Source organism: Pseudomonas sp. KBS0707, assembly GCF_005937945.2.
GTDB classification, from domain to species: Bacteria; Pseudomonadota; Gammaproteobacteria; order Pseudomonadales; family Pseudomonadaceae; genus Aquipseudomonas; species Aquipseudomonas amygdali.
The window spans coordinates 5,537,987-5,564,265 of record NZ_CP041754.1 but is presented as its reverse complement, the minus strand read 5'-3'; the positions used below and the strand labels follow the sequence as shown (position 1 = coordinate 5,564,265).

The following is a 26,279-nucleotide window of genomic DNA, read 5'->3' as shown; positions in this document are numbered from 1 at the left end:
AGCAGCAATCAGGGCAGTGTAACGTCCCGCCCTGATGCTCAAAGCCAGAACCTGACGGCTCAATTACTGGGGGAGGGGATGGCGAGAATGCTGGCCAGAACGCGCATGTCGTTGGCGCTCAGATCACCTTGGGTCGTGGCCTGTGTGGCCAGGCCTTCAAGTCGCCCGCGAGCCTGCGGAGTCTTGTGCACTTGGTAACTGATCAATGCTGCGCCGATCAGGGCGATAGTCAGCAGGTTTGGGGATGGTGTGCTAGCCTTTGGATCGCTGCTGCTTGGGTGTTCCGTCTTCATCACCGTACTCCTAGTAGTGGTTGGTACTGGGGAGCTGCAACTCCTCAGTACCGTTCTTTTGCTGACATCGTTGCCGTCAGTTTCTTATGGCTGCAGTCATGCCCTGCGCACTAGGTGAATCACCAAGTCTTCCAGATCGATCAGATCTTCCGTTTCTGATTGCCATTCCAGCACCGCCTGGATCTGATCCCGGCTGCATTCCAGTACTAAAAGCTCCTGCTTTGTGGCGCTCCGAACCTCCAGAATCTCTACCAAGCCAGCAGCGCTGTATGCCTCGGCATGTACCAGTTGGTTTGCTTCGCCGATCCAGTCGTGCAGTTCTTTCAAATGCTTGAGCTGCTTCGTAGCACCTTGCCAACCTTCGCCCGTGATGACTTGAATGTGCATGTGTGTTCCTCCTCGCGGTAGTGATCAAGCGGCCTGAAAAATCCAGCAACGCACGGTTTTCGGCTTATCAGCGGCGTCGATATCCCAGGACGAACACACATTGCGGTTTGTCTCGATAAACTTCGGGCACTTGCTGGTTTTGAGGTGGCGTTTGAGTTCGGCCAGATCCGGGACCTTCTGCCGCTTGTTCGCTGCAGCTTCGGCAAAGTCGTTCAGGTTGACGGCAATCAGCCCCTCATTACGGGAGTGGTTCAACGCGCCAGCGTGGCTGTTTAGGTATTCGTAAAGCTCCCAGAACTCAACGACCATCGGGTGATCAGCGTTGATTGCCAGTTGTCGCTCTTTGGCCATGCATTGAACCTCCGCATGGGCTGCGTCAACTTGGTGCTGCTGCAGTGGCACGACATGTACCAGGGCGTCGACCAGCGCATGCAACTGGGCGTGGTTCTTGGCAATACGCACCGTGCGGATCTCGGGCAACTGCAGCAGCCGCTGTTCATAGAGCGGCACACTCGCTTTCACGGTCTGCATCACTTGCGCTTCCCGGGTTGTTGCCATCAACAGAAAGCCACTCACCTTGTCGACTGGCATCTGCTCGAGCTCTTCCACCAGCAGTTTGGTTTTGGCTGTCTGGCCGTCCTTTGTCATGCCGACGTGGGCTATCCGCTGCAGGATGGGCTCCGAGGCGTTCACAGCATGGTTTTGGGCGAACACAAAAGCACCGCGGAACGGCGGTTCCCGCGTGTCGTTGCCGTTGTTCTTCACCCCGGTCGACCGGACGCTACGGCCGTTGTAAGCGGTTTTCAGCTCGTCCCAGTCGTACTGCTTCGTCGCGCTGCCATCGGTCTTTTCCCGTTCAGATTCGATCAGCACGACCGGGAGGTTGCCGACCTGGGCGAAGTTACGGGCGCGGGCAGCTGCAGTTGCTCAAGGTCGAACAGATCGCAGCCGCCGGCGATGGCGTCCAGGATGGTGATCACCTTGCGCCACTGACCGTCCGGACACAGCGCGCCGGCAGAGATCTGCTTATCGCTCGGCCATGGCTCCTTGGCGTTCTTGCGCTTGCTGTTGCGGAATTTCTCACCCTGCCAGAACGGGTACGCCTGATGCGATACGGCGCTAGGCGTGGAGAAATAGGTTTTGCGCCACTTCTTATGGGTCGCCATGGCGCTGGCCACGGTGTTCAGTTTCTCGAAGTCGCGAATCCAGAAATATTCGTCAACGTACACATGGCCATGGTGACCCTGCGCAGTGCTGCTGTTGGTACTGAGAAACCGCAGCTCGGCCCAGGGCTTGCCGTCCTTGCTAAGTACGATCGGGTTGCCGGTCAGCTCCAGGCCGAACCAGGCTTGGGCAAACGCGATGATGTAGCTGCGGAAAATCTCGGACTGGGCGCGGCTGGCTGAATCCTACGGCGTCGAGCTTGCCAGCAAGACGTTCAGCGTCGAGCCGTCGATTGCCCAGGAACTCAACGAGGCGATCACCCACAAGTCCGATTTCCTGCAGCGCATCAACGTCATCGGCGTGACCGAGATCAAAGGTCAAAAGGTGTTCCTGGGCGTGTCGGGTCCTGTGACCGGTCGCACCAACACCAAGACCACTGATCGTGAAGCCAAGGATGCTTCGGCGCTGGATGACAGCACCTATGAGCTGTTTTCCACCGAATCCGACGTCAGCCTGCCTTACGCCAAGATCGACGCCTGGGCCAAGTTTCCGGACTTCCAGCAGCGCTACTCCGCTGCAGTGCAGAAGCAGATCGCACTCGACCGTCTGATGATCGGTTTCCACGGTCTCAAAGCCGCGCCGCAGACCAACCTCACTGAATTCCCGATGCTGCAGGACGTGAACAAGGGCTGGTTGCAGATCGCTCGCGAGCAGATCCCTGAGCAGGTTCTCAAGGAAGGCAAGGTCGCTGGGAAGGTGACGCTGGGCGAAGGCGGCGACTATGCCAACCTCGATGCCCTGGTGCATGACACCAAACAGATGGTCGACGAGCGCGTTCGTGATGGTGGCGACCTGATCGCAATCATCGGCAGTGACCTGCTGGCCGCTGACAAAGCCAAGCTTTATGCCAAGCAAGGCGACCTGCCAACGGAGAAAGAACGCATCGAAGACGCTCAGGTTATCGCGACCTACGGCGGTCTGCCGAGCTTCAGCGTGCCGTTCTTCCCGGTCAACATCGTAGTGGTCACCAGCTTCGACAACCTGTCGATCTACTTCCAGGACTCCAGCTGGCGCAAGCAGACCGTTGATAACCCGAAGCGCTCCCGCGTCGAGGATTACAACAGCCGTAACGAAGGCTATGTGATCGAGCAGCTGGAAAAGTTCGCCATGACTGAAAACGTCGAATTGGTGAAAGCATGAGCCTGGCACTGGCGCACAAACGCCGCTTGATCGCAGAAGGCCCAGCGGCTGCGGTCGCCGGTGCACAGATGGCTTATTCGGCTGACACCGCGCTGTCCAGTCCTGCCAATGCACGCAAGCATTTGAAGCTGATGGAAGACGCCTTGGCGGGTGATTTGGAGCGCATCAGCGCGATCAACAGCCGCGAGCAGCGCCAGTTGCTCAAGCGTGACGAGCTGCTGCCCAAGTACCTGGATTACGTACAGCGGTACCGCGATTCGGAATTGAATTTCCAGAACTCGGTGCTGGTGTATGTCCTGATCTGGCTGTTCGACACCGAGCAGTTCACCCAGGGCCTGGAGCTAGCCGACTTCGCAATATCCCAGGACCAGGCGCTGCCTGAGCGCTTCAACCGCGACATTCCGACCTTTGTTGCAGACGAGGTGATCGACTGGGCCGAGGCGGAATTCAAGGCCCGGCGCAGCCCTGAGCCCTACGTTTCCAACCTGCTGCCCCGTGTGGATGGCGAATGGCAGCTGTATGAGCGCATCCCGGCGCGCTACCACAAGTTGCTGGGAATGATCGCGCTGCATCGCAAGGACTGGCCTGTCGCTATTCACCACTTCGAACGAGCCGAACAGCTCTACGAAAGCATCGGCGTAGGAACACGCCTGTCTGACTGCCGCAAGGCGCTGGCCAAGGCGCAAGCCAAAGAAAACGCCGGCAACGGCATCGAATAACCGACTACCCCCCCGGCGAGAAACTGTGGATGTGAGCCAACCATTTATGGCCCTGACCCACTGAAACAGTTTTCCCGCCCCTATTTGAGCGGCCAGAAATGAGCTTTTCCGGGAAACCCACCACCTTTGTGGAACAAGCGATCGAGAACGACGGCTTTTGGCCTGATCTCTCTGTGACCGAGTTTCAGAAGGGTTACCGCCTGCCGGCGGAGTACCTGGTAGAGATGCTGGCCGCCGATCTGACCATGGCCATGGTCGAGGTCAATACCGACCTGGCCAAGTTAAAAGCGCGCTGGCAGGGCGCTGGCGTGTCCAACGTTGAATCCGCAGACACCACCATCCTGCCAGAGCGCACCTTTCAAGCGGCGACCTATAAGCGCGCCGTCTACAGCCGCGCCAAAGCCAGCCTGCTGACTCAGTTCGCCACGGTCAATCGCCGCGAAAGCGCCGAAAACGTGGGCAAGGAACTGCCAGAGCGCTCCGAAACTTTCCTCGCTTTCAGCCAGGCTGCTGTGCGGTCGCTGCAGGGCCGTGGCCGCATCACGGCGGCGCTGCTGTGATCAAGCTCAAGGCGTTGACCGCCTACCTGCTCGAGCGCCAATTGGTCGCTCCTGAGCAGCTCGACAGCTGGACCGACCAGGTGCAGGTCGAGCTGGTCTGGAAACCTGACACCCAAGGCATGCACATGGGTGACATGAATTACGGCGCGACCATCTCGATCGAGCGGTTCGCGGATCACCCGGCGCGCCTGTTTGCCCTGGTAGGCAGCTGGCTGGAAACCCACGACCAGGACCGCGACGGTCTGCCAAACGTGGTGTTCGACGTGGTCATGCTCGACAACGACCTGGCCGACGTCGACATCAAGCTGCAGTTCACCGAAGCGCAGTACCTGGCCGAGGATCCTGCCGGCGAGATCGAGGCGTTCGGCAATACCTGGTCGTTCGTGCCGTTCGAACTGTGGGTAGCTGAGAGCGGCGAGGTGACCGGTCATGGCCTTTGATCTGGACATTCGCGGCATGCTCGAAGCCCAGGACCTGCTGGCTTTGATGGAGCTTCCGACGCCCAAGCGCAGACGTCTGTTGAACAACGTTGCCAAGCGCGTGCGCAGTCTGAGCCGCCAGCGGATCCGCAATCAGCAGAACCTGAATGGAACGCCGTTCGCGGCCCGCAAGGACACGTCCAAGGGCAAGAAGAAGATGGAAACCGGCCTGGGCAAGCTGCTCGATGTCACTCGCCTGACCGGTACCGAAGCGGAGCTGGGCTGGCGTAACACGCTGACCCGTTGGGTTGCCTCGCAGCAGCACAACGGCGTGTCCGAACGGCGCACCGCCGCGCAGATGCGCCAGTGGAACAAGGTTCCGCCGGGCACCGCCGCTACCGAAAAACAGGCCAAGAGCCTGCGCCGTCTGGGTTTCAAGACCCGTCAGGAAGGCAAAAAGACCCTGACCCGCCCATCCGTGGCGTGGATCCAGCAACACCTGAACTACGCCAGAGCGGGATTGCTGATCCGCGTCCTGGACGACGAACGAGCCGAATCCACCGGTGCGCAAAGCTGGAACATCCAGCTGCCTGCGCGTCAGTTCCTCGGTGCCAGCGACAGCGAAACCAGCCAACTGGTGAACCTGGTGCTGCAACAAATCCTTAATTCACCCCGCTAACGAGGCACCGCTTTATGGCACTCGGCAAAGTCAGCGTTAACAATCTCAACCTCGGCCAGGGTGCCGTAAGCGAGATCGAACGCTATTTCCTATTTATCGGTCCCGCTGCCAAGAACGTCGGCAAGCTGGTCCCGTTGGACACCCAAAGTGATCTGGACGTCCAGCTGGGCGTTGCGGACAGCGACCTGAAAACCCAGATCCTGGCAGCGCGCAGCAACGGCGGTGATCGCTGGGCCTGCATCGCCGCTCCGATCGCGGGCGAAACCACCTGGCAACAGGCGCTTGAGAGCGCGACTCGCAGTTATTCCTTCGAAGCGGTGGTGATGGTCAACCCGGCAACCACTCAGGCCGAGCTGTCAGCGATGTACGTTGCAGCCAATGACCTGAGCAACAAGCTGGGCCGCCGCGTCTTCGTGCTCGCCGCGACTGCCGGCATTGCTCCGCAGTTGAGTTGGAGCGCTTACGTTGTCGAGCAGAAAGCCATCGTCGGCGGCCTGGCTGCGCCTCGGGTTCTGCCGGTACCGCAGCTGCACGGCAATAACCTGGGCGTGCTGGCCGGTCGACTGGCCAATGCCGCCGTGAGCATTGCTGACACGCCGATGCGCGTGGCCACCGGCGCGGTCCTGGGCCTGGGCGCTGAACCCAAAGACATGGATGGCATCCCGCTGACCTCCGCGGTGCTTTCGCAGCTCGACGCAGCGCGCCTGTCTGTGCCGCAGACGTACCCGGACTATCCGGGCACCTACTGGGGCGACGGCAACATGCTGGACACCCCCGGCAGTGACTTCCAGGTGATCGAGAACCTGCGTGTCGTGGACAAGGCAGCACGCCGCGTGCGCGCTCTGCTGATCCGCTACGTAGGCGATCGCACCCTGAACAGTTCGGCCAACAGCATGGCGACCACCACGTCCAAGCTGATGGCCCCGCTGCGCGCGATGGCCAAGTCCACCAAATTCGCCGGCCAGGTATTCCCGGGCGAGATTGAGCAGCCCAAGGACGGCGACATCGTGCTGACCTGGACGAGCAAAACCTCTGTCGTGGCCTACCTCAAGCTGCGCCCCCTCAACTGCCCGAAAGACCTGACCGCGAACATCGCGCTGGACCTTTCCGTTACGGATTCGGAGTAACCCATGGCCGCAAAAATTGGCGGTAAGAACTTCGACGTGAACCTGGGCGATCTGCTCGTTCACGTCGAGGCCGGCACTATCGATATCACGGACAACAGCACCGTGGCCCAGACCAAGGGTGTGCCCAATGGTCACGTCGACGGCGATGTCGCTGCAGCTGGCGAACTGGAGCTGGACACCACCAACTTCAATCTGCTGATCGAGCAGGCCAAGACTGCGGGCAGTTTCCGCGAGCTGGAGCCGTTCGACATCGTGTTCTTCGCCAAGGCCGGCGAAGAGGAACTGCGCATCGAGGCCTTCGGCTGCAAGGTCCGCGTGTCCAGCCTGCTGAGCATCGATCCCAAGGGCGGCGCGAAGAACACCCACAAGGTGCCGTTCGACGTCACCAGTCCAGACTTCATCAAGATCAACGGCGTGCCGTACCTGGCTGCTGCTGAAATCGAGGGCCTGACGTAATGGTTTGCCCGTTCGATCGTGCGCAGGCTCTGGAGCAGCGACAGCGCGACCAGGCCATTGCGGCCCAGTTGGCCAAGCCGCGAGCGAGCGGGCCGAGCCTCACCCATTGCCAGGACTGCGACAAGGAGATCCCACCGGCGCGCCAGGCGTTGGGCGGTATGACCCGTTGCGTGCCTTGCCAAACCCTGACCGAAAAAGGACGTCGCTGATGAGCACGAATCAAGTTGCTCAAGACACAGCCATTGCCCTGGTAAAGGCATCGCCCGCCATTGGCGTTGCCGCCACGGGTGCGACCGGTGCCGTTGACTGGTCGACAGTGGCCTACATGCTGACCGCGTTCTACATGGTGCTGCAGATCCTGCTGCTGATCCCCAAGTACCGCCAGATGCTGCGCGAGTGGGAGACCAAAGCATGAGCCTGCGCGTCAAGATTACCGCCGGCTTCCTGCTGCTCTGCAGCGGCACGTTGACCGCCTTCTTGGGCACTTGGGAAGGCAACGGCCAGAACGTGGTGTATGCCGACAGGCTGGCCGGCGGGTTGCCCACTGTCTGCAAAGGCATCACCAGGCACACCAGCCCGGATCCAGTGGTGGTCGGTGAATATTGGTCGGATGCGCGCTGCGCCGAGGTGGAAGGCCTGGTCATCGCCAAAGGCCAGTTGAGCCTGGCCGACTGCCTGACCAACCAGGCGATCGGGCAGAACACGTTCGACGCCTTGAGCAGCCACGGCCACAACTTCGGCGTGCCGACGACATGCGCGAGCCGTGCGGTGGGCCTGATCAATGCGGGCCGCATTGCCGACGGCTGCAGAGCGCTGGCCTGGGCTTCTGACGGCACGACACCAGTGTGGGCCTATGTGACCGGTGCCGACGGCCGTAAGACTTTTGTTCGTGGCCTGCACAACCGCCGGCTGGCCGAAATGAGGTTGTGCCTGCAATGACCATCAGCCCGCTGCAACTGTTATTTCGCACCCTGTTCGTCGGCCTCGTCATCTGGCTTGCCGTCGATTGGGCGCTTGATCGGTATGAAACCGTCGTCCAGGAGCGCAACAGCGCAATAACCGAGCGCGATGGCCTGCGCGAAGCCGCACGGATCAGAGGCGAGCAGCTCGCAGCGCGGGACCAGCTCGACACCCACCACACCGAGGAACTGAATCGTGCCCGCGCTCAAATCAACACTCTGCAGCTTGCTGTTGCTGATGGCCGTTACCGGCTGCGCATCAAAGCTGTCTGCCCAGCAATGCCCGGTACCGCCGGCACCACCGGCCTGGCTGATGCAGGCAGCGCCGAACTCGCAGCAGACGCTCGATCGGATTATTTCACCCTCAGAGACGAGCTTGCCCTCAGCCGGCAAATGATCCTCGGCCTGCAGGACTACATCCGCCAGGTCGTGCAACGCACGCCGGCACAACCCTGAACCTTTGCAACTCAACCTTACGGAAACACTGACATGAGCGAAGTAAATCGCAGCATCACTTTGGAACGTGGCGACAAGGAATTCACCTTCAACCTGACACCGCAGGTGATCACCAAGTACTTCAACGCCACGACCCAGGCCAACAAGGTCGCGCCGGCCCACAACCTGCTGATGGGCACCGTCAAGGACGAAGACAAGGCCGCACTGAAGGCGCTGCTGGAAAACCCGATCACCACCATGACCCTGGCCGGTGCGTTGCTTGAAGAGTATTCGCCGGACGTTGAAGTGATCGTAAAAAAGCCCTCGAACATGCCGAAGGCCTGACCCAGGACGGGCTGGGCCAGTTGCTGGCCTTGGCCCAACGCTGGCTGCCTGGCGCTGAACCCACGATCGAAAGCATGGGCACCGCCAAGTGGCTTGAAGACGAACACTGGAGACGCATGGAAATTGCCGTCGCCAACGGCATTTCCACTGCCTTTAACGGATAACCCTGATGGCTGACCGTTCCGCCCGCCTGGCTTTCATCCTGAAACTGACCGACAAGGTCAGCGCCCCGTTGGGCAAGGTGAAAACCAGCTTCAGCGACCTTGCCGCGAAGAGCCAGCAGAACATCATTCAGATGGGTGCAGGCCTGGCCGGCATGGTGGGGGCGGGCAAGGCCATCACCGAATCACTGGAACCGGCGCTGGAAGTGAACCGGGCGCTGGGTGACATGCGCGCCTTGGGCACCACCGAAGACGCGCTGGCGTCGCTGAACCGGACGGCCCTCGAATTTTCGATCACCTACGCCGCCAGCGCCGCCGAGTTCGTGGCGTCGTCACGTGTCATCGATGGCGCGATCAAGGGCCTGGTCGGCGGCCAGCTGGCCACCATCACCAGTGCCAGCAACCTGTTGGCCAAGGTCACCAAATCCGACGCCGAAACGACCGGGGCGTACCTGGGCACCATGTACAACCTGTTCAAGTCCCAGGCAGACAAGATGGGCCGGGTGGAATGGGCCCAGCAGCTGACCGGCCAGACCGCGCTGGCGGTGAAGCTGTTCCGCACCGACGGTGCCCAGTTGAAAGATGCCTTCAAGGAAGTAGGGGCGATCGCAACCCAGGCCGGCGTCAGCTTTGCCGAACAAATGGCGGTGGTCGGTACGCTGTCCAGCACCATGGAAGGGGGCGATGCCGGGGGGCGCTACAAGGCGTTTTTTGAAAACCTCAGCGCGGCTGCCGAGAAAACCGGCCTGAGCTTCACGGACGCCGTCGGCAATGCACTGCCCATGCTGCAGATCATGGACAAGCTGCAGGGCAAGTACGGCGACCTGACCAGCGCTGCTGCCGGCACCAAGCTGATGGAAGTATTCGGCGGTGAAGGTGCCCAGGTGATCGGCGCACTGGCCAAGGACACCGATCGGCTGCGCAACGGCATTGCCGAGCTGGGCAAGGTCCGGGGCCTGGAGAACGCCGAGAAGATGGCTAAGGCCATGGTCGACCCCTGGCAGCAATTCGGCAAAGCCGTCGAAGCGCTGCGCATCGCCTTCGGCCAGTCCCTTATTCCGACGCTGACCCCGCTGATGGAACGTCTGGTGGGCATTGCCAAGACCTTGACCCGCTGGACGCAACTGTTCCCGAACATCACCCGGCTTATCGGTATCACCACGCTGGTGGTCTTTGGCTTCATCGCCGCGATGTCGTTGCTGACCCTGGTAGTCGGTGTCAGCAAAATGGTCTGGCTGGGCATGCTCACCGTGTGGAAGCTGCTCACCTGGCAGGGCTTCAAATCGATCGCCATGTTCCTGTTCCACACGGTCATGGTCGCAGCTTTCGTGGTCGGCCTGATCGGTCTGTACACCTGGATGGCGATCGTGCGCGTCGGCATGCTGCTGTGGCAGGGCGCAATCTGGCTGGTCAACGCCGCCATGCTGGCCAACCCGGTGCTGCTGATCGTGGCCGGCATTGTCCTGCTGGCCGCTGCCGTGGTCGCAGCGGTCGTTTACTGGGACGAGCTGTGCGCCGCACTGATGAACACCACCGCGTTCCAGTGGATCAGCGATCAGATGGCCAAATTGTCCAGCTGGTTCGACTCGATGGGCGGTTGGTCAGGCGTCGCCAAAACGGCCTGGGACAGCATCCTGTCTACGGTCAAAGGCGCAATCAATGGCCTGATCGAGATGGCCAACAAGATCCCCGGCATCAACATAGAAACAACGTTTGGTGATCTGCCCGAGCCGCCGAAGGTTCCAGATCTGCCCGGTCAGGTGGGCGCAACTGTACCGGGTCCACAACTGCCGGCAGTGGTGACCACACCGCTGGCGGGCACCGTACCGGGAGCGGTCGCTCGATCTGCGCCGGCCCAGGGTGCTGCAGCGAGAGTCCAGGTGAAACCTGCACCGCCTATCAGCCTGCCGCAACCCAACGTGCTGCCCTTCAAACCGCTGCAGATGCCTGCTCCGCAGATCAGTCAGGCCGACCCGATCATGCTGCCGTCGGCGTCGGCGGACCTGGCGTTTTCGATGCCGGCCAAAACGGCACTGCCAGAGCGCGTCGAGAAGGTCATCGAGCTGCCTGCCAAATCGGACAAGGGTATTGAGGCCCGCAAGGCGATCAACGCCAATACGTCGATCAGTCCCACCAAACCGCAGGCCGTCCCGAAAGGAGGACTGATGCAAAGCTTCCAGAACCAGAGCAATGCCATGAACCCCAACCAGCGCCCCGGCACCCACGTCGAGACGCTGAATATCAATACCTCCAAACCGATGACACCGCTGGAGCTGGAAAACATGATGGCCATGGCGGTGGGCGGCTGATGAGTGAATACGTCGACCTGCTGATCATGAACAACGACCTGGTACTCGACCCGGCTCGCCAGCCCCTGCTGGTGGATGACCGCGCCTCGATCGCTCAGGACATCGCGCATCTGATCCGCGAAAGTGGCCTGCTGATCACCCTGGTGGCCGAGCGCGACCGGTTGCGTCAGCGTGACTGCATTCAGCAGATGGAGCTGCTCGTCGAGGATGACGAACGCCTGGTACCAGGTACTGCGCAGATCGAGCAGACCCAGCCGGGTGTGTACCTGGTGACCGCCACGACCGTGAAGTTTGGCCAGGTGGAGATCACCTTATGACCGTCGACTTCAAAAAGGCGCTGGGTGATTCCGGCATTCCGACTACCGAGGCGCAGCTCAAACAGGCCTGGGAAAAACTGGCCGTCGAGCAGGGCAGCACGCTGACCAACACCAGCGCGTACAGCCCGTTCTGGCGAATCATCACGGCGCTGGTCACCAAGCCCGTGCTTTGGCTGCTGGAGTTTGTCAGTGGCACGGTGCTGCCGAACTTCTTCGTCAAGACTGCCGGCGCGCAATGGCTGGACATGCTGGCTTGGGCGGTGAACATCGAGCGCAAAGCCGCGACGGTGGCCGTTGGTGAACTGCTCTTTACCCGCGCCAATACCGGTGGCGAGCTGGAAGTGCCGATCGGCACTGTCGTCCAGTCGCCGACCCTCAACGGTCATATCTACCAGTTGGTAACCACCGAGCCGCGCACCTTTGAAGAGGGCCAGAGTCAGCTGGTGGTACCGGTCAAGGCGGTGGGAGTCGGCAGCGGCTACAACCTGGCACCTGGTTATTACGCCGTGCTGCCCCAGTCGGTACCGGGCGTTGTCCAGGTGGTAAACAACATCGACTGGTTGCAGACGCCTGGCGCGGATTCCGAGCATGACGACCAGTTGCGCCTGCGCGTGCGCAATCAGTTTTCGGCGGTCAACCAGTGGCACACCGATGCGGTGTACCGGGCGATCATCACCGGGTTTCCTGGGGTTGCCGCTGACGGCGTGTACTTTGAACACGGCGCGCCGCGTGGACCAGGCAGTGCCAACGCCTTTGTACTGTTCGACGCCGGCGTGCCCGCCGATACTTTCCTCGAGCAGATCAACACGCATATCCGCGACGGCGGCAACCATGGCCACGGTGACGATCTGCTGGCCATGGCCATGCCTGAAACTCTGCACGCGATCAGCGTCAAGGTCTGGCCGGTGGCGAACCTGACAGCGCTGCAGCTGCAGACGCTGCAGGCTGAGGTCGGGCTGTTCATCCGCGCCGCTTTCCGCGAAAGCACCCAGAGTGACTACGCGCCGACTCGGACATTTCCCCAGTCACGTTTCAGTTTCAGCCGCCTGACCGAAGAGCTGCACGTCCAGTTTCCGGATATCAGTTCGTTGCGGTTTGCCAACAGCGACATCGTCTCGGCCTTGGACATCCCGCGCATCAGCACCCTGGCGGTGGTCCTGCAATGATCAAGCTCAAGCTGCCGTTCTGGCTCGAAGGGCTGGAGCTGACCAAGCTGGTCACCACCGCCCAGCTCTGGTGGGAGCAGGCCACCGAGTGGCTGCGCTGGCCGTACCTGCAGTTCGACGCAGACACCTGCCACCTGTCCATTTTGGAGCTGTGGGCCTGGCAGCGTGATGTCACGCGGTTTCCCGCCGAACCTGAAAGCCTGTTCCGTCTGCGGGTCAAGTACGCCTTTATCAACTCGGTGGACGCCGGCAGCACTGCTGGTTTGAAACGCATCCTGGAGCGCTTGGGCGTCGGCTACGTCGAGATCCAGGAGCGCATGCCCGAACGCGACTGGGACGTCGTGTTGCTCACCCTGAGCGATTCCCAACTTTCCGAGAACCCCGACCTGTTGCGCGTGCTGATCCGTCAGTACGGGCGCACCTGTCGCCGGTACGACTTCGTAACCATCACCCCGGTGCGGCTTGCTGTTGCCCTGGTGGATTTCAATGACGATCAGCAAACGCTGGTCGCCAGCCTTTAGGAGCCCTCATGGCTGCAAGCATTACCCTCGCCGGCGAGAAACTGATCGCCCAGAAACAAGCGGACAACCTGCCGCTGACCGTGGCCCGCTTCGTGCTGGCCAACGTGCCCGGCCTCAATGTGAGCGGCCCGGTCAATCGCGCCGGCGTGAAGCCGCCAGCGGCCCAGATCGTCTACACCGCAAACATCACCCAGCAGGGCTATGTGAACCCTAACCAGGTGGTGTACAGCCTCCTGATGGGCACCGATATCGGTGACTTCGACTGGAACTGGATCGGCCTGGAGACCAGCGAAGACGTGCTGCTGTCGGTGGCCTACGTGCCATTGCAACAAAAGCGCAAGAACGTCCTGCCTGACCAGATCGGCAACAACGTGACGCGCAACTTCCTGGTGGTGTTCGACGGTGCCCAGCAGCTGACCGGCATCAAGATCGATGCAAGCACCTGGCAGCACGACTTCACTGTACGCCTCAAAGGCATCGACGAACGCGAGCGGCTGAGCAATCGCGATATGTTTGGCCGTGCCTGCTTCTTTGATAGCGGTTTGAAACTGGAGAAAGTCGGTAGCACCTACCAGCTCAAGGCGGGGGTGGCTTATGTCGAAGGAATTCGTCTTGAGTCGACAGCCGTCCTGCCGGTCGTCGTGCCGTCGGTGCCCAACAACGCCTGGCTGGATGTGTCTCTGCAGCGCGATCACAGCGACGTGGTGGGTACGTTCCAAGTGGTGTTTGGCATGGACAAGGTGGATTACAACGACGGTGCCGGCGCACGCCATTACTTGGTGCCGTTGGCCGACTTGCCCACCTCATCGTTGATTACCGATCTGCGCAGCGTCGAGCCGATCATCACTGAACTGATCAAACACCTGGCCTCCCGGGTTGGTGACTATCCCAATCTGCGCGCCCGTGCCACCACTAAAGATGACGTGAAGCTGGACCAGGTTCCCAACGCGATCAGCAGTGATCCAACCAGCAATAGTGATCAAGTGTTGGCCACCACCAAAATGGTTGTAGCTGTACGCCAACTGCTCGAGGCCCTAGTCGACACCAAGCTCAACAAAAACGGTGGGGATGTCACGGGTACGATCAACACTACGCAGTCCATAGTGCTTAATAACGGTAGCAGTGACTCGCCAGAGGTGCGCTGGGCGACGACGTTACGTACCGTCTTTGCTGATGTGTATAACCATACGTTCCGTATTTTTTCGACAGGCGTACCGGATCCGCTGAACCTGGATCTGGCCAACCAGCGTGCGTATCTGTTTGGCCGCGAGCCGTGGGACACCGGTAACTTCAATCCGGCCCTTAAAGCTAATCTGGCGGGGGCAGCATTTACCGGCCCGGTCAGAGTGCCTTCGCTACCGGCCACGACCAAGGACCAGCAGGCCGCGAACACTGCCTTTGTGCATTCGGTGGTCGCCGCCCTGGTGGACTCGTCGCCGGCGGCGCTCGACACCCTCAAGGAGCTGGCGACGGCCCTGGGCAACGATCCCAACTTTGCCACGAGCATGACCAATGCCCTGGCGGGGAAACTGTCGACCAGCGGCGGCACGGTGGCCGGCCGACTGTACAGCCGCAAAGCAGATGCTCAACTCGGCGATTGGGGATCTGCGGGTCTGGTTCTCGATTCGGATTTGCACCCAGCCATTACCTTTCATGCCTCTTCGCGTAGTGTGGCGCGGATGCTTGGGCTACAAACTGACAATGAGCTGTATCTGGGCGGATCTGACCCTGGCCAGCCGCAGTACAAGCTGTACCACTCGGGCAACTTCAATCCTGCCGGCAAAGCCAACGTCGCCACCACCCTCGGTGGCTATGGCATCACCGACGCCTATACCGCCAGCCAGTCAGATGGGCGTTTTGTGTGGCTCGCGGGTGAAAACGGCTACACCGCATTCAGCCTCGGTCAGGTTCCTTCGCTGGCAGCGGCGGGTGCTTACACCCAAGGCCACGCCCCTCTGGGGATTACGAACGGCAATAACCCGGCCGCTGCAGCAGTGATTACATTTCATCGGGGCGGGTCCTACGGCACGTTCTTTGGTCTGGACACGGACAACCAGTTTGCGTTCGGTGGCTGGTCAGCGGGTAACGCTCGGTACCGTTTTTGGACCGAAGCCAACCGGCCGAAAAACACTGCCTCAGTTGAGGTCAACGGCTGGCACAAAGATGCTGACACCGGTCGCATCGAGCAGTGGGGGCGAGTCACGCTGGTATCGCCGAATGACGTCGGGGCAGTGGCGGAAGCGGGGATTTATTTTCCGATGTCGTTCCCGGCCGCGTTCCACTCTGTGACGTTCGGCATTGAGGCGGTCGGAGAGACCACTGAAATTGCCGAGAACCTGGTGGGGTTTCATAGCCCTGGCTTGGGCGCCATGACCGTACGCGTTCAACGCGTTGCCGGCAGTAACCCAAGCAACACCCCCATCACCATCCACTACCGCGTAACGGGGAAATAAATGGAGTTCTTTTACGGTCGCCCGTCGGGCGGGTTTTACAGCAGCGCGAGCCACGGCCCCCGAACCATCACTATCGATGACCCAACCTTCGAACGACCGAAGATCCTGGTCCCGGATCCCGCATACATCCCGGGCGACCACAGCCAGGAGGAGTCCGTGCCGATGATCGAGATCGATGACCTCGGCGTCCCGGTGCCGCAGATTACCGTCGACAATCCGGAATGCCTGCTGCCCCCGGCGAGCGATCTGATCGAGATCAGCATAGAGCACTACCAATCCTTACTGGAGGCACAGAGCAACGGCATGCGTATCGACCTAGATGACAGTGGTAGACCTGCTGCTATTGCGCCGTTTGCTCCCAGCATCGAGACGCTGCGCGAGAATGATCGTTGCTGGCGGGACTATCAGCTCAAACAGACCGATGGGATGGTCAGCCGTCACCGTGACGAGCTCGAAGCGGGGCAGGCAACGACGTTGTCGGTGGAACACTACAGGGCGCTGCAGGCCTATCGTGGCGCGCTGCGTGATTGGCCGGAGCATTCGTCGTTTCCTGACATTTCAGCCCGCCCATCAGCCCCGACCTGGTTGGTGCTGCCATGAGTTGGACCAACATCAAGTTTCGCTGGCCGGCACAAGCCACTCAGTGGATGGACCAGATGGCCGGCGCTCGCAATCTCATTCAGAGCGAAATGCTCAGCACTGGAGAGCGAGTCTCCAAGCTAGCCGGCATCGCGACCACCAGCCCGGGGCGGATCGGCGGAGCTGCACAAGCGGCGATCAGCGCCGGCCGTACCGCCTTGGCGGACCAGTTCGAGAACGTCCCGTCGTGCATCGTGGTGACGCCATTCCAGCACGGTATAGGGCAGGGCAGCGGTGGTCACCAACGCTTTCTGTCTGCGCCTAACCTGCTACAGCTGCTGGCCGACAAGTTGACTGACACGACCGACGCAGTCCGCCCGCAAGGCCAGCAGAGCGCCCTGGTACTGATATTCCTCGCCACGCGCCTGGACCAGCTTGCCGCGACGTTGGGTCGCTTCAACGTGGTGTTGCCTATGCCTGACCTGGTACGCGCCGAACGCCGGGCCGAACACCTGGCCAAGCTGGAGGTGGAAAAGTGGGTCATGCCGATCGCCGGGCAAATGCCGCTCTGGAGCCAATTGCCGCTGCAGCGGTGCCCGATCACCAAGCTGGCCAGCCAGTCCATGGCCGGACAGCTGGCTGTACTGGAGGGCTATGCCGCCGACAGCTCGCCCATGGCGGACCTTGCAGATCTGCAGGCGCGGAAGAAGGCGCAGGTACAAGAGCGCGAGCAGCAGCTGGCCGATCTGAAAGCCCAGTTCACTAACAGTGCCGACGACGTATCGATACAGTCCAGGATGCTGGGACCGGGTGACCTGGGCCAACTGCGCGGAGAACTACTTGAGGGTGAAGCACCGGGCCATGAATGGCCGCTCTGTGCCGGCGCGCTGCTGGTGGGATCTGCAGAGAGCCTGAGCTTTGTCCAGGAGCTGGTGGGCCTATGAGGCTGCTACTCAATGGCGAGCAGATCGTCGGCCACCGCATGAAGCTGACGGCCAACCTCAAGATCGAGGCCGATGAGCTGGGCGGCCAGACATCGGCAACCGACAAATCGCACAAGGGGTTCAAACCCAAGACGCTGACCGTGGCGCTGACAATCCCCTACAAGGCCCTAGAGGACCTGCGCACGATCATGCGCCTGGCCGAGGCGACTGCAGGCGGTGGCCAGCTCCAGACCTACCGCATCGTGAACGACACGGCCAAGGCCTTTGGCATCCGGCAGGTGACGTTCTCTGACGGGGTCAGCGCCCGCGAGGACGACACACTGGCCCAATGGATCGTCCAGTTCACCCTAAGCGAGAAGCTATCCAACCCTGAGAAGGTCGAGAACCGGCGCGCCGGCAACGGCGTAACGTCCCAGTCAGCACCAGGTGACGGTGTTGCAGGCAGCGGATCGGGCACGCCCGAAGAGCTGACAGGCTTTGAAGCGGTGCTCAAGAAAGTGGACACCTATCTGGGCGGCACGCCATGAGCATGAAACTGCACAAGGTGCTGACGATCGGCGGAGTGACTATGCCGCTTATCAACGACGATGTTCGTCTGGACCTCAAGAGCCCGGGCCGTGCCACGTTCACAATCAAGGCCGGTGCCACCGTCAAAGGTTTGGTCACGTTCGATATCGGCTACAACGAAGCGGTCCTGCAGCGTCATTTCATTGGCTACGTCGAACGCTGCACCGCCACCAACGGGATCGAGCAGGTGGTGCTGTGTCGTGAGTTAGCCGCGGTGCTGGCCAACCCGTTGCCCATGAACCTGCGCCACGTGGATCTGCGCGCTGTGCTGGCTGATATCGATAGCAAGACCGGCCTGCGTTTCCGGGTTCCGGATCAGGCCTACACACGAGTCAAGACGCCGTTTTTCTACAACCTGGCCGCTGGATACCAGGCGCTGGACAGCATGGCGCGGGTGTTTGGCATCAAGGACTTTATCTGGCAGCAACAGGGCGACGGCGAGATCTACGTCGGTGCGTGGGCTGACAGTTTCTTCGGCGCTCGGTCGCCGTTGCAGTTGCCGGTTAACCTTTTTGACGGTTATCAGGGCAGCCAAAGCGCGATGATCGCGGCCTTACCAGGCCTGCGACCAGGCGTATCAATCAACCAGGGCGAGCGGATCACGAACGTGACGCTGGCCGGCACACAGATGGCCATCAAATGGACGACGCAATAAAGCGCAGCGTAGAACGACAATTCCCTGAACTCACCGGCGGCTATCACTTGCCTCGCTTCGCCAAGGTCGTGGCCGTAGCGGATGCGCCGGCCAGCGCCGGGCTGTGTGACGACTTCCGACCGCGCTTCTCGGTCGACCTGCAGGTGATGGGGCCAGATGGTGAGATCGACACGACTTTGCCGGTACTGGCCGGCGTGCCGCTGCCCATGCCGGTGGGTGGCGATGAAATGGGGTTCTTTGCGTTTCCGGAGGAGGGCACCAGCGTAGTGGTGTGTTTCGCCTACGGCCTGCCACATAAGCCTTACATTCAGACGATCCTGCCGCACGGCCTGACACTGCCGAAGGTGCCCAAGGGCGACCAGGTGTGGCAGCACAGTGATGCCGTGCAGCAGCGCGTCGACGCGGACGGCAACTGGCTGCGCAAGACCGACGGCAAAATCCAGGACCAGGCGATCGAGCGCGAAGTCGACGCCATGACGAACACCGAAAGCTTCCAGAGCCACACCAGGAAGGTGGATGACCATTCGATTGAGTCAGTGGGTGGCGTAAAAAAGATCGAGGCTTTGGGCGCGCTCAAGCTGTTGTCAGGCGGATCCGCGAGCCTGGCGGCAGTGGACGACTTGCACCAGGCAACCGGTCGAGATCTGAACCTGGTGGTCGGCCAGAAGCACAACGTCACGGTGGGTGGCGACATGCACGAACGGATTCAGGGCCTGCGTGAAAGCATCACCAGTAAAAGCCAGCGTTTGCAGGCTCCGAAAAACTGGGTTGGGTCTGGAGGCGTGAACATCTTTCAGGTCGTGTGTGACCTGCTTGATCTGGTTCAGGACATGAACTCTCAGCTCGCTGCGCATACCCATGGCGCGACGCCGGTGCCTGCCAACGCAGCCGCGTTCACAGCTGATGCGACGAAAGCAGCGTTACTGTCAGCGAAGCTCAAGCCAGTAACGCTCTGAGAGAGCCTATTCCTTAAGAGGTGGTGCCTGGGGAGCATAAAGGGCACTGTCCGGCATTTGCTACGCAGTTCAAAGACCTTATCGCAGGCACTGGGTTATCTCATCACTCAACCAGCGGAGCCAACGTGGCTTTCTGTTGGGTCACCCGTTCGCTTTCCTATTGGTCTATGTATGGGGCTATGTATCGCTTTATCTATTGGTCTATCTATTCATTTATCTATTGATTCAGCAGTCAACTTAACCTTTCGCGTCTGGAGTGACGTTGGTTCTCCATGCTGTTCCGAAAGAAGCATATGGCTTTCCGAAAGTGTTTATTGTGTTTACTAATGTTGACCAATTAATCTAATTTTCAAAACGTCTGAGAGTGGATCTAAACCGTTCGTCTGAGAGATTAGCCGCATAGCTCAGAGCAAAGAGTCTTAGGCCCGATGATCAAATTTGATCAATGACCCAGAAATGCTTGGTTTTCGTGGGGTGAGATTTTACTGAGGGGTCGCTAAAACGACTCAGGCCCACGCAGTGGCGGGCCTGAGAGGAGGGTTTCGGGAGAGATTTGTTGTGTTACGATCTTCCCGTCACCCATACAGCTATGCATCTTGGAACCTAGGAATCTCTGAGCGTATGGCCAGCGCACGGGCGCGTCAACATGCGAATACGCATGTCGCATAAGTAATTCGCCTTTAAAATATTGAAACTGACACTCAACTGATATCGCAAATGTCAGCGAAAGTTTTCGTGTGCGCGTAGGCGGTGACGGCTTAAACGCTTTCACAGCAAGTTTGTGTTGCTGTCCATCCACACAGGAGATACTGACGTGAAACGATTTTTCCACGAAGACTTGATCCGGATCTTGCAGACGCTTTATTGGTCGCTACGCTTGTACGGCATCATCAAAGAGCTGTGATCAATCGCGGGGCGGAGGTGGGTTCTGTTATCTCTGTCCCGCACCACTGAATCAATTACTCTTAACACACCGCGGTTGGTCTGGCGTGTAATGTCGCCTTGGCCTAGTGCTTCCTGCGCATTCAACAGGCTAGGTTTGCAGGTGTGGATCAGAGCGCTGATATCACAGGTGCCTGCACCACCAAGCCTGCGCGTAGGCACAGCCGTCGACGTATTCAATACCACTGAGCACAAACCCATTGTGGGCCATTGTGGCCAACGTGACGTCCAGCAGCTCTGGGAGCCGCTGTCCCTCTTTTGGCATGCCTGCCTCAAGCCAGGCAATGTTTGCATGCCTGCCTAAATATTTGCAGTGAGTCGATCGGACTACCACGTTCCCTAGTATCGCTTCGTAACGCTCCCTCTCTCTGGGTTCCAGCGCTACGCCCTTGTGCCTCATTGGAATCACCAAGACCTGCATCAGGCGGCACTTTCTGATGGGGGGAGGTAAAGCTGCTCTTCAATTGCATAGGCGAGCGCTCCGTCAGCGAGTTCCAGCATGTCGCTGTACTCCTCTGCGTTCACGATTTTCGAGGTATGCAGAGCGCAAGCACGTTGCAGCAACAATTTGTGATGGACTCCTGGACGAGCGAGCAACGCGGTGCTGTCCTCAAGCAACGCGACCCATGCATCAACCTCTGCTTTTTTCTCTGCGATAACCACTGCCATGACCGTCTGCCCTCCGAATTTAACTGTATGTGCGTACAGTACAATCGCGTGCTTTGGCTTCGCCACAACTCTCCGATGGAAGGACTGAGTCTCAGCTAATCCGGGCTTCGGCGGAAAATTGGCCTAGGAATAAAAAAACTCAAGGAAAAGCACTTATCCCCCTCCCGCCGACGGGCTCCGCGTCCGTTTTTTGTGCAAATCCAGATGCGATGAAAGCACTACCCCAGCCCAGGCCAGCCGTGGGGTTGCGCAGGGGAGGGGCAATTGCACAACGTGCAAGCTTATGCAGAAAAATGTCAGCGCCTTACACAGTGAGCGACGGAGCGGTACAGATGGTGGCAAACCTCGGGGGCTCGGCCCGCTTGGGTGAAAAGTTGGAAAACCGAGGAGGATGGTGGTTTTCCAAATCGACACCAGTCCTGAAGCGGCGCACCAAGGCATCGATAGCCAGATCAGGTCAAACCTCTACAACGCACGCAGGACGGGGTCTATAGCCGCACTCAGGATGCTTTGGACGTTGCACACAGTTACACGTGCTGGTGACGACCTGAAGACCTTAACCCGCTGCAGTCGGCGTTTTGAAAAAAACCGTTTTAAATGAGATCGAATCTCAGGTATGGGAGGGTGTTTTCAAAAAGAGCGATATTAGCTATATGACCCACGAACCTAGGCTGGAGGCCACGGTTTTACTGGGCTGCGCGTATTACATCGAAAGGTAATATGAAGCGATATGAAAAGTAATATTTTCCTGAAACCCCCGGATTCATTGGGTTTTAGGAAATGAAAATATAGCTTTAGTAAAAGGTAATATTATCGCCTTTGTATCGCTTCAATATTACCTTTGCCCGAAAACGCTGAAAGCCACGGCCTGCAAGGGCTTCAGCCATTTTTCCCGAGCCGTATTACTAATATTACCTTTTTTCTGACCCCCCTCAGATTTTGAGCGGGGTACCCTGTCCGAGCGGTTGGCCAGGGTCTCGCGCTACTGCTCATGAGCGTCTGTAGCTGCGGTTGGAGCTCGACGTGGAGCGCGTAAGACAGGCCCGATCGGTGGACTTGTTACGTGGCTTATTACGTCTGGGGGAAAAAACAAGGGCCTGCATCGCTGCAAGCCCTTCTTTTATATGGTGCCGGCACCAGGAGTCGAACCCGGGACCTACTGATTACAAGTCAGTTGCTCTACCAACTGAGCTATACCGGCGTAATGGGCTGCGAGTATATAGCTTCTGATGAGCTTGTAAAGCCTAGCTGTCTGATTCAGTTGAAAAAAATCGACCATTGGCGCTTTGGGTGGGATGCGGGCGGGTGGTGGTGCAGGACGTTTCTGTTGGTTTTGGCGGAATGGTCTGCTTGATGTGTGTGAGCACTGCGCATTTGAATGCTGATTTCGCCTCTGGCACGCGCAGCTTGTACCTGACAAAGCGATGGATTTTTAACCTGTTCGTTCAAACCGATGCGTCCAGCGTTGATGGCTATCTGGTGCGTGAACAGGCACCCATCCGACCCCCGCCATTTTTGGGCAGTTGCAGGGCGGGAGGGCTTTGCATAGGCTTGTTCTCAACGGCCCAGGCTACTGAGTCAGTAGCACGGGACGTTAGCTTTTCAGCCAGCAGATAAAGGACTATCTGATGAGTAATGCGATGGATCGTAACCGGGTTTGGGGTTTTGTTTGCCGCAGGCTGGTCATTCGCTGAGGAGTTGTTGAAGGATATTTGTAGTTGCGTCTGGCCTGTCGGGTCTTGCGCAAGGTGGGGCTGAGGATTGCTGTCTGAATCGCATGAATGTGCGTCTGGACGCTCACGAAGGCTTCATCGATGTTTCAAGAGATGCCCGGATCCTCTGGATTCGGGCATTTTCTTGTGGGCTGGTTCTTGTTGCGTTGCATTTGCACTGGAGATATGGGCTTTTTGGCCGATACATCTGTATCAAAAATGGCAGTCAGCCATGGACAGCAAGTGCAATGCAGAGAACGCCCACGCATTACGAGCTGCTGAGTGTTGCTCGCGATGCCTCTCCTGAGCAGATCAAGAAGGCTTATCGCAAGCTGGCGCAGAAGCTGCACCCGGACAGGAATTCCGACCCTTATGCCTCGGACATGATGGGCGTGGTCAACGCGTCTCATGATGTGCTGGCGGACCCTTCGCGGCGTGCGGCTTATGATGCGCAGCTTGCTGCCGATGAGCACAAAGCTCGTATGGACGCGTTGCGGCGCAAGCAGGCGCGTGCGGCGGGTGTGCAGGCGGTGCATGTATACGCCGCAAACTCTGCTACTGCCACTGCAACGCCCTCTCGGGCCGCTCGGACGGGCCCGGCGCCCAAGGCTTCTCCTTCCTCTTCATCGCCTTCCAGTGACAAGCGTCGCCGCAGTGCGTGGCGTTGGGCGCTGGTGTTTGTGGTGTTTTGCGCAGCCGGGGCGTGGATGGGTTATGACCGGGATGCTGGCAAGGCGTTTGTGCCAGCCGAGCCGGTGCCGGTGGCGCAGACGTGGGTCAAGCCAGCGCCCGCCGCACCGGTTGAAGAGCCTGTGGCCAGTCCAGCCAAGCCGGTTGATGCGGTAACGTCCGAGTGTGAGGTGCCCGCGCTGGATCCGATGGGCGCGCCCTGGCCGGAAAAGGCGGGTTACGTGAAAGATATGCCGTTGCTCAAGGACAACGGCTGGTCGCAGATCACTGTGGATAACTCGGCCGGCGAGTCGGCGGTGTATGCCAAGGTCACGGATGCGGTGGGGCGCAGGGCGTTTCGGCATGCGTTCGTGCCGGCCGGTGCGGTGTTTACGTTCGCCAAGATGGACCCGGGGCTGTATCTGCTCAAGTACAAGATGATGAGCACGGGTTGTGCCTTTGCGTCGGGTCGGATCTTGCTGGAGGAGACGCCGATGGGTAGTCAGATCAAGTCCAGTGCGTACAAGCTGACGTTGCGCAAGTTGCAGAACCGCAGTGTGCCGTTTGCGCGGTTGAAGGATGATCAGTTTTAGCGGTTGGGCTGTGACGTGAGTGCGGCGTCGTCTGTTAAGTCTTCGCGGACAAGTCCGCTCCTACGGGCTTCGGCAATTGTGTGCAGAGATCATCTTTTGCAACGCTTTCAGGCCGGTTTTTGCAGGCTTGGTCTCTTTCTTTTGAAGGACATTTCCGAGAGAATCCCCGACCGCTTGCGCCTCTCGATGTGTGCTTCTAATCTCCGCCCGTCGCTGCATATCAGCGATCGGGTTTAGTCGCCCGGATTTGAGTTAAGGCGTATCGCGTCGCTGTTTTGGTCAGGTCTTCTTCCTGCACTTTATGGCGGCTGTGCGCGAGGGCACCTTTGGGTGCGCCGGTCTTAGCTCCCGGTCGACTAACCTTCGCACAGCTGCCACCTCACTCGTTTAGTCGCGACCCCAGTGGCAGTTCCATTGAGGAGAGAGCTAAGCATGGTCAAAATAACCCCCGACCCACCCAAACAGTCCAGCACCGCGCCAATCTTCGACAAGGCGGTCGTCAAGCGCGCCATGGCGTGTTACCTGCCAATCCCCCGCACTGACAAAGAACCCCACGACGGCAAGTTCGACTTCATCAGCCTGGAAGCAACCCTGGTGCATGCGCTGGATTTCCTGCGTTGTGCATCGGCTACTGCCCACGAACTGGGCGATGAATTGGCCGGTGCGCAACGCGACCTGGCGTTTGCCTCCATGCACATGCTGGAAATGGCCAAAGTCATGGTCGAGCGCTCGCTGGAGTGTGTCGAAGAGGTCTGAAACCTCGCACTAAACAAGTCGTGCACAGGCACTTGCGTGTGCACGATTGAGCCAGGTAAAAGGCTTGTCCCAGAGCCTTTACCAAATCTTTATGCACAATTGCTTGATAAAAAAATACGCGCGTTACCAGATGTGCGCACATTGGCCTGATGCGCCGCAAGGCATTGTTTTTGCGGGGTACGGAAAGGATTGCGGGAAAAAATAAGGGGCTTTAGTAACTGGCGCGCCAAGCTTTAACGCACTCATCCACATTTTCATCAACAGACTTATCCACAGGTTGCTCAATCGATTTAGGTCACGATTTTCGAGCCAGAATCAGCAGGTTGCGTGGTGTAATCCGGCTGTCACAGAAAGTGCCAACGCTGACGCTGTAGCCCTGCTCGTGGACATACATTGCCCTGTCGAGCACCAGCCACATCTCCAGCGGACGCCGAAACAGGTCGCGGATCAGTTCCAGGTTGCGCACTTCGGCCAGCCTTTTCCAGCCAGCGGCTTCCAGAGAAGCCCAGTCCTGCTGGCCCGGTGCCGGTAGATTCTTCAGTCGCGCCAGATGATTGCAGTAGTCCGCGTAGGACGCGTCCAGCCAGGAAGTCGGCAGCGAGGGCGTGGGCAAGTAATCGTCAATGCCGCGCAAGCTTCGCTGCAGCAGGTCGAAGCCCAGACGGCGAGCCATTGAGGTGTCGCGTTGACGACGCACGCGAGCGCCAGCCGTCACGGTTTCGCTGAGTGGCAGGCCGAGTTCGTCTCGCGACAGCTTCAAACCCGATGTTTTGCCGTCGCTGGACAGCGGTCGATACAAGTCGTGCCGGGTGCGGTTGTAGCAGCATGGCGCGATTGCCATGTGCCGACAGCCGGTCTGGCTTGCCAGCTCCATCAGCTGAATGTGCAGGTCGCCGCAGGCATGCAGCGCCACAGGCGTGTGCTCGGGTTGCAGGCAGCGCCAGGCGTCGTCGGCCATGACATCCTGCTGCACATGCCTGGCGTCGATGCCTTGCCGCGTACTCAGTGCCAGGCCTGCTTCGATCAGCGCCGAGTCGTGCTCCAGGCAGGTCAGGCGCTGACCGCGCCCGGTCAGGCGACGTCCCAGGTGGCCTTTACCTGAGCACCAGTCCAGCCAGTGAGTGGTGGTATCACGCCTGTCCAGATGGCTGGCGAAGGCTTCGATCTGTTGCCATTTGCGCCCCGGCACGTCGACACTCATGCGCGCATCGACTGGCTCCAGAGGATATGAAGGCAGTTCCGCTACATTGCTCAGGGCGACGGCCTCGGCGGCCAGTTGCGGGAACGGAAATGGCGCGTCGAGTTGTTCCGGGTGGTTATGCGCGGTCTCGGCCTGTTCCAGCGTGCGTTGCCGCAGCCAGTTTGCGAGGTCAGGATATTTGTCTTCCCACGGCAGACGCAGGTGCGTGAACGGCTTGGGCCGCCACAAGGCCTGATGCGCGAACAGAAAGCTGTCCAGCGCACGAAAGTGGCTGCCGAGGTGTTCATCCTGCAAGCAAGGTTCAGTGGGCATAGTGGCGGCCTCGCGGGGCAAGGTGCTGACTGGGTCGACGCCAGCACCCTTCAT

General features: G+C 59.6%; 30 protein-coding genes, 1 tRNA gene and 3 pseudogenes. 26 read left to right on the top strand and 8 right to left on the bottom strand.

The annotated features are described in order from the left end of the window. Positions 1-59 precede the first annotated feature (59 nt). The 4 genes and pseudogenes from FFH21_RS26755 to FFH21_RS26740 all read right to left on the bottom strand — a co-directional run. Complete coding sequence (locus FFH21_RS26755) at positions 60-293, bottom strand: hypothetical protein (protein ID WP_011169825.1); 234 nt, start codon at positions 291-293, stop codon at positions 60-62. 96 nt (positions 294-389) lie between these two features. Further along, a complete protein-coding gene (locus FFH21_RS26750; protein ID WP_041924668.1) occupies positions 390-680 on the bottom strand; it encodes a hypothetical protein in 291 nt (96 codons plus the stop codon). A 24-nt stretch (positions 681-704) separates the two neighbouring features. Then, positions 705-1,604, bottom strand: a pseudogene (locus tag FFH21_RS26745) (bifunctional DNA primase/helicase); the annotation flags it as partial. Beyond that, positions 1,595-2,086 (bottom strand): annotated as a pseudogene (locus tag FFH21_RS26740) (terminase large subunit domain-containing protein); the annotation flags it as partial. The pseudogenes FFH21_RS26740 and FFH21_RS26745, both read right to left, overlap by 10 nt. Between FFH21_RS26740 and FFH21_RS26735 the strand changes: the two are divergent. The 23 genes from FFH21_RS26735 to FFH21_RS26630 all read left to right on the top strand — a co-directional run bounded on the left by FFH21_RS26735 (position 2,052) and on the right by FFH21_RS26630 (position 19,371). Then, positions 2,052-3,044, top strand: coding sequence for a phage major capsid protein, P2 family (locus FFH21_RS26735; RefSeq protein ID WP_041924667.1), 993 nt, complete (start codon positions 2,052-2,054; stop codon positions 3,042-3,044). The pseudogene FFH21_RS26740 and the gene FFH21_RS26735 sit on opposite strands and share 35 nt — an antisense overlap. Then, a complete protein-coding gene (gpM, locus tag FFH21_RS26730; protein ID WP_041924666.1) occupies positions 3,041-3,763 on the top strand; it encodes a phage terminase small subunit in 723 nt (240 codons plus the stop codon). The genes FFH21_RS26735 and gpM overlap by 4 nt, the downstream gene beginning before the upstream one ends. A 98-nt stretch (positions 3,764-3,861) precedes the next feature. Continuing rightward, positions 3,862-4,323 carry a head completion/stabilization protein gene (locus tag FFH21_RS26725; RefSeq protein ID WP_011169821.1) on the top strand — a complete coding sequence of 154 codons (462 nt, stop codon included), beginning with the start codon at positions 3,862-3,864 and terminating at the stop codon, positions 4,321-4,323. Next, a complete protein-coding gene (locus tag FFH21_RS26720) occupies positions 4,320-4,763 on the top strand; it encodes a phage tail protein (RefSeq protein ID WP_004415364.1) in 444 nt (147 codons plus the stop codon). Before FFH21_RS26725 ends, FFH21_RS26720 begins: the two co-directional genes overlap by 4 nt. Next, positions 4,753-5,421: a phage virion morphogenesis protein gene (locus FFH21_RS26715; RefSeq protein WP_011169820.1), complete on the top strand. Its 669-nt coding sequence runs from the start codon at positions 4,753-4,755 to the stop codon at positions 5,419-5,421. Before FFH21_RS26720 ends, FFH21_RS26715 begins: the two co-directional genes overlap by 11 nt. 14 nt (positions 5,422-5,435) lie before the next feature. Further along, positions 5,436-6,548 (top strand): DUF2586 domain-containing protein, encoded by a 1,113-nt coding sequence (locus FFH21_RS26710; RefSeq protein WP_011169819.1) that lies wholly within the window; start codon positions 5,436-5,438, stop codon positions 6,546-6,548. Between the two features lie 3 nt (positions 6,549-6,551). Then, on the top strand, positions 6,552-7,004 hold the full coding sequence (locus FFH21_RS26705) for a phage protein (protein WP_003342306.1): 453 nt from the start codon (positions 6,552-6,554) through the stop codon (positions 7,002-7,004). Continuing rightward, on the top strand, positions 7,004-7,213 hold the full coding sequence (locus FFH21_RS26700; RefSeq protein WP_005743482.1) for a TraR/DksA family transcriptional regulator: 210 nt from the start codon (positions 7,004-7,006) through the stop codon (positions 7,211-7,213). Before FFH21_RS26705 ends, FFH21_RS26700 begins: the two co-directional genes overlap by 1 nt. Continuing rightward, complete coding sequence (locus FFH21_RS26695; RefSeq protein WP_004415377.1) at positions 7,213-7,419, top strand: hypothetical protein; 207 nt, start codon at positions 7,213-7,215, stop codon at positions 7,417-7,419. The genes FFH21_RS26700 and FFH21_RS26695 overlap by 1 nt, the downstream gene beginning before the upstream one ends. Continuing rightward, positions 7,416-7,943, top strand: a complete 528-nt coding sequence (locus tag FFH21_RS26690) for a lysozyme (RefSeq protein ID WP_011169818.1) — start codon at positions 7,416-7,418, stop codon at positions 7,941-7,943. Before FFH21_RS26695 ends, FFH21_RS26690 begins: the two co-directional genes overlap by 4 nt. Further along, positions 7,940-8,419 (top strand): lysis system i-spanin subunit Rz, encoded by a 480-nt coding sequence (locus FFH21_RS26685; protein WP_011169817.1) that lies wholly within the window; start codon positions 7,940-7,942, stop codon positions 8,417-8,419. The genes FFH21_RS26690 and FFH21_RS26685 overlap by 4 nt, the downstream gene beginning before the upstream one ends. 33 nt (positions 8,420-8,452) lie before the next feature. Next, positions 8,453-8,743, top strand: coding sequence for a putative phage tail assembly chaperone (locus tag FFH21_RS26680; RefSeq protein ID WP_003342295.1), 291 nt, complete (start codon positions 8,453-8,455; stop codon positions 8,741-8,743). A 20-nt stretch (positions 8,744-8,763) separates the two neighbouring features. Then, a complete protein-coding gene (locus FFH21_RS30105) occupies positions 8,764-8,907 on the top strand; it encodes a hypothetical protein (protein ID WP_005737178.1) in 144 nt (47 codons plus the stop codon). 5 nt (positions 8,908-8,912) lie between these two features. Continuing rightward, a complete protein-coding gene (locus FFH21_RS26675) occupies positions 8,913-11,213 on the top strand; it encodes a phage tail tape measure protein (protein ID WP_011169816.1) in 2,301 nt (766 codons plus the stop codon). Continuing rightward, the gene (locus FFH21_RS26670; RefSeq protein ID WP_003342289.1) at positions 11,213-11,530 is read left to right on the top strand and encodes a DUF2590 family protein; all 318 of its coding nucleotides are present in this window, start codon (positions 11,213-11,215) and stop codon (positions 11,528-11,530) included. The genes FFH21_RS26675 and FFH21_RS26670 overlap by 1 nt, the downstream gene beginning before the upstream one ends. Then, positions 11,527-12,696, top strand: a complete 1,170-nt coding sequence (locus tag FFH21_RS26665) for a baseplate J/gp47 family protein (RefSeq protein WP_011169815.1) — start codon at positions 11,527-11,529, stop codon at positions 12,694-12,696. Before FFH21_RS26670 ends, FFH21_RS26665 begins: the two co-directional genes overlap by 4 nt. Beyond that, complete coding sequence (locus FFH21_RS26660) at positions 12,693-13,217, top strand: phage tail protein (protein WP_011169814.1); 525 nt, start codon at positions 12,693-12,695, stop codon at positions 13,215-13,217. Before FFH21_RS26665 ends, FFH21_RS26660 begins: the two co-directional genes overlap by 4 nt. An 8-nt stretch (positions 13,218-13,225) precedes the next feature. Further along, positions 13,226-15,670, top strand: a complete 2,445-nt coding sequence (locus tag FFH21_RS26655; protein ID WP_011169813.1) for a phage tail protein — start codon at positions 13,226-13,228, stop codon at positions 15,668-15,670. After that, complete coding sequence (locus FFH21_RS26650; protein ID WP_041924665.1) at positions 15,671-16,270, top strand: phage tail assembly chaperone; 600 nt, start codon at positions 15,671-15,673, stop codon at positions 16,268-16,270. Continuing rightward, positions 16,267-17,193 carry a hypothetical protein gene (locus FFH21_RS26645; RefSeq protein WP_011169811.1) on the top strand — a complete coding sequence of 309 codons (927 nt, stop codon included), beginning with the start codon at positions 16,267-16,269 and terminating at the stop codon, positions 17,191-17,193. Before FFH21_RS26650 ends, FFH21_RS26645 begins: the two co-directional genes overlap by 4 nt. Further along, on the top strand, positions 17,190-17,720 hold the full coding sequence (locus FFH21_RS26640) for a hypothetical protein (RefSeq protein WP_011169810.1): 531 nt from the start codon (positions 17,190-17,192) through the stop codon (positions 17,718-17,720). The genes FFH21_RS26645 and FFH21_RS26640 overlap by 4 nt, the downstream gene beginning before the upstream one ends. Then, positions 17,717-18,415, top strand: a complete 699-nt coding sequence (locus tag FFH21_RS26635; RefSeq protein WP_041924664.1) for a hypothetical protein — start codon at positions 17,717-17,719, stop codon at positions 18,413-18,415. Before FFH21_RS26640 ends, FFH21_RS26635 begins: the two co-directional genes overlap by 4 nt. Further along, positions 18,400-19,371, top strand: a complete 972-nt coding sequence (locus tag FFH21_RS26630) for a hypothetical protein (protein WP_041924663.1) — start codon at positions 18,400-18,402, stop codon at positions 19,369-19,371. Before FFH21_RS26635 ends, FFH21_RS26630 begins: the two co-directional genes overlap by 16 nt. Before the next feature lie 1,066 nt (positions 19,372-20,437). Here the strand turns inward: FFH21_RS26630 and FFH21_RS30900 are convergent. From FFH21_RS30900 to FFH21_RS26610, 3 genes are all read right to left on the bottom strand, one after another. Then, positions 20,438-20,734 carry a hypothetical protein gene (locus FFH21_RS30900; protein WP_011169808.1) on the bottom strand — a complete coding sequence of 99 codons (297 nt, stop codon included), beginning with the start codon at positions 20,732-20,734 and terminating at the stop codon, positions 20,438-20,440. Continuing rightward, entirely contained in the window at positions 20,734-20,982 is a 249-nt protein-coding gene (locus FFH21_RS26620; RefSeq protein ID WP_041924879.1) for a hypothetical protein, read from the bottom strand. Before FFH21_RS26620 ends, FFH21_RS30900 begins: the two co-directional genes overlap by 1 nt. Before the next feature lie 1,125 nt (positions 20,983-22,107). Then, positions 22,108-22,183: transfer RNA gene (locus tag FFH21_RS26610), tRNA-Thr, on the bottom strand. A gap of 104 nt (positions 22,184-22,287) precedes the next feature. Here FFH21_RS26610 and FFH21_RS30725 point away from each other — a divergent pair. The 3 genes and pseudogenes from FFH21_RS30725 to FFH21_RS26595 all read left to right on the top strand — a co-directional run bounded on the left by FFH21_RS30725 (position 22,288) and on the right by FFH21_RS26595 (position 24,712). Then, a pseudogene (locus FFH21_RS30725) lies at positions 22,288-22,531 on the top strand (hypothetical protein). A 411-nt stretch (positions 22,532-22,942) separates the two neighbouring features. Further along, a complete protein-coding gene (locus FFH21_RS26600; protein ID WP_004654112.1) occupies positions 22,943-23,956 on the top strand; it encodes a J domain-containing protein in 1,014 nt (337 codons plus the stop codon). A 432-nt stretch (positions 23,957-24,388) separates the two neighbouring features. Next, on the top strand, positions 24,389-24,712 hold the full coding sequence (locus FFH21_RS26595) for a DUF6124 family protein (protein ID WP_004655116.1): 324 nt from the start codon (positions 24,389-24,391) through the stop codon (positions 24,710-24,712). 295 nt (positions 24,713-25,007) lie between these two features. Here the strand turns inward: FFH21_RS26595 and FFH21_RS26590 are convergent, their stop codons facing one another. Then, a complete protein-coding gene (locus tag FFH21_RS26590) occupies positions 25,008-26,279 on the bottom strand; it encodes a methyltransferase (protein WP_004655114.1) in 1,272 nt (423 codons plus the stop codon).

Bases quoted from the DNA above. Each gene is read 5' to 3' on its own strand.
- FFH21_RS26690 (WP_011169818.1), top strand. From the start codon at position 7,416: ATGAGCCTGCGCGTCAAGATTACCGCCGGCTTCCTGCTGCTCTGCAGC.
- FFH21_RS26680 (WP_003342295.1), top strand. From the start codon at position 8,453: ATGAGCGAAGTAAATCGCAGCATCACTTTGGAACGTGGCGACAAGGAA.
- FFH21_RS26595 (WP_004655116.1), top strand. From the start codon at position 24,389: ATGGTCAAAATAACCCCCGACCCACCCAAACAGTCCAGCACCGCGCCA.
- FFH21_RS26670 (WP_003342289.1), top strand. From the start codon at position 11,213: ATGAGTGAATACGTCGACCTGCTGATCATGAACAACGACCTGGTACTC.
- FFH21_RS26630 (WP_041924663.1), top strand. From the start codon at position 18,400: ATGGACGACGCAATAAAGCGCAGCGTAGAACGACAATTCCCTGAACTC.
- FFH21_RS26640 (WP_011169810.1), top strand. From the start codon at position 17,190: ATGAGGCTGCTACTCAATGGCGAGCAGATCGTCGGCCACCGCATGAAG.
- FFH21_RS26695 (WP_004415377.1), top strand. From the start codon at position 7,213: ATGAGCACGAATCAAGTTGCTCAAGACACAGCCATTGCCCTGGTAAAG.
- FFH21_RS26750 (WP_041924668.1), bottom strand. From the start codon at position 680: ATGCACATTCAAGTCATCACGGGCGAAGGTTGGCAAGGTGCTACGAAG.
- FFH21_RS30900 (WP_011169808.1), bottom strand. From the start codon at position 20,734: ATGCAGGTCTTGGTGATTCCAATGAGGCACAAGGGCGTAGCGCTGGAA.
- FFH21_RS26635 (WP_041924664.1), top strand. From the start codon at position 17,717: ATGAGCATGAAACTGCACAAGGTGCTGACGATCGGCGGAGTGACTATG.
- FFH21_RS26620 (WP_041924879.1), bottom strand. From the start codon at position 20,982: ATGGCAGTGGTTATCGCAGAGAAAAAAGCAGAGGTTGATGCATGGGTC.
- FFH21_RS26590 (WP_004655114.1), bottom strand. From the start codon at position 26,279: ATGAAGGGTGCTGGCGTCGACCCAGTCAGCACCTTGCCCCGCGAGGCC.
- FFH21_RS26600 (WP_004654112.1), top strand. From the start codon at position 22,943: ATGCAGAGAACGCCCACGCATTACGAGCTGCTGAGTGTTGCTCGCGAT.
- FFH21_RS26715 (WP_011169820.1), top strand. From the start codon at position 4,753: ATGGCCTTTGATCTGGACATTCGCGGCATGCTCGAAGCCCAGGACCTG.
- FFH21_RS26755 (WP_011169825.1), bottom strand. From the start codon at position 293: ATGAAGACGGAACACCCAAGCAGCAGCGATCCAAAGGCTAGCACACCA.
- FFH21_RS26645 (WP_011169811.1), top strand. From the start codon at position 16,267: ATGAGTTGGACCAACATCAAGTTTCGCTGGCCGGCACAAGCCACTCAG.
- FFH21_RS26710 (WP_011169819.1), top strand. From the start codon at position 5,436: ATGGCACTCGGCAAAGTCAGCGTTAACAATCTCAACCTCGGCCAGGGT.
- gpM (WP_041924666.1), top strand. From the start codon at position 3,041: ATGAGCCTGGCACTGGCGCACAAACGCCGCTTGATCGCAGAAGGCCCA.
- FFH21_RS26705 (WP_003342306.1), top strand. From the start codon at position 6,552: ATGGCCGCAAAAATTGGCGGTAAGAACTTCGACGTGAACCTGGGCGAT.
- FFH21_RS26675 (WP_011169816.1), top strand. From the start codon at position 8,913: ATGGCTGACCGTTCCGCCCGCCTGGCTTTCATCCTGAAACTGACCGAC.
- FFH21_RS26725 (WP_011169821.1), top strand. From the start codon at position 3,862: ATGAGCTTTTCCGGGAAACCCACCACCTTTGTGGAACAAGCGATCGAG.
- FFH21_RS26655 (WP_011169813.1), top strand. From the start codon at position 13,226: ATGGCTGCAAGCATTACCCTCGCCGGCGAGAAACTGATCGCCCAGAAA.
- FFH21_RS26700 (WP_005743482.1), top strand. From the start codon at position 7,004: ATGGTTTGCCCGTTCGATCGTGCGCAGGCTCTGGAGCAGCGACAGCGC.
- FFH21_RS26665 (WP_011169815.1), top strand. From the start codon at position 11,527: ATGACCGTCGACTTCAAAAAGGCGCTGGGTGATTCCGGCATTCCGACT.
- FFH21_RS26650 (WP_041924665.1), top strand. From the start codon at position 15,671: ATGGAGTTCTTTTACGGTCGCCCGTCGGGCGGGTTTTACAGCAGCGCG.
- FFH21_RS26660 (WP_011169814.1), top strand. From the start codon at position 12,693: ATGATCAAGCTCAAGCTGCCGTTCTGGCTCGAAGGGCTGGAGCTGACC.
- FFH21_RS26685 (WP_011169817.1), top strand. From the start codon at position 7,940: ATGACCATCAGCCCGCTGCAACTGTTATTTCGCACCCTGTTCGTCGGC.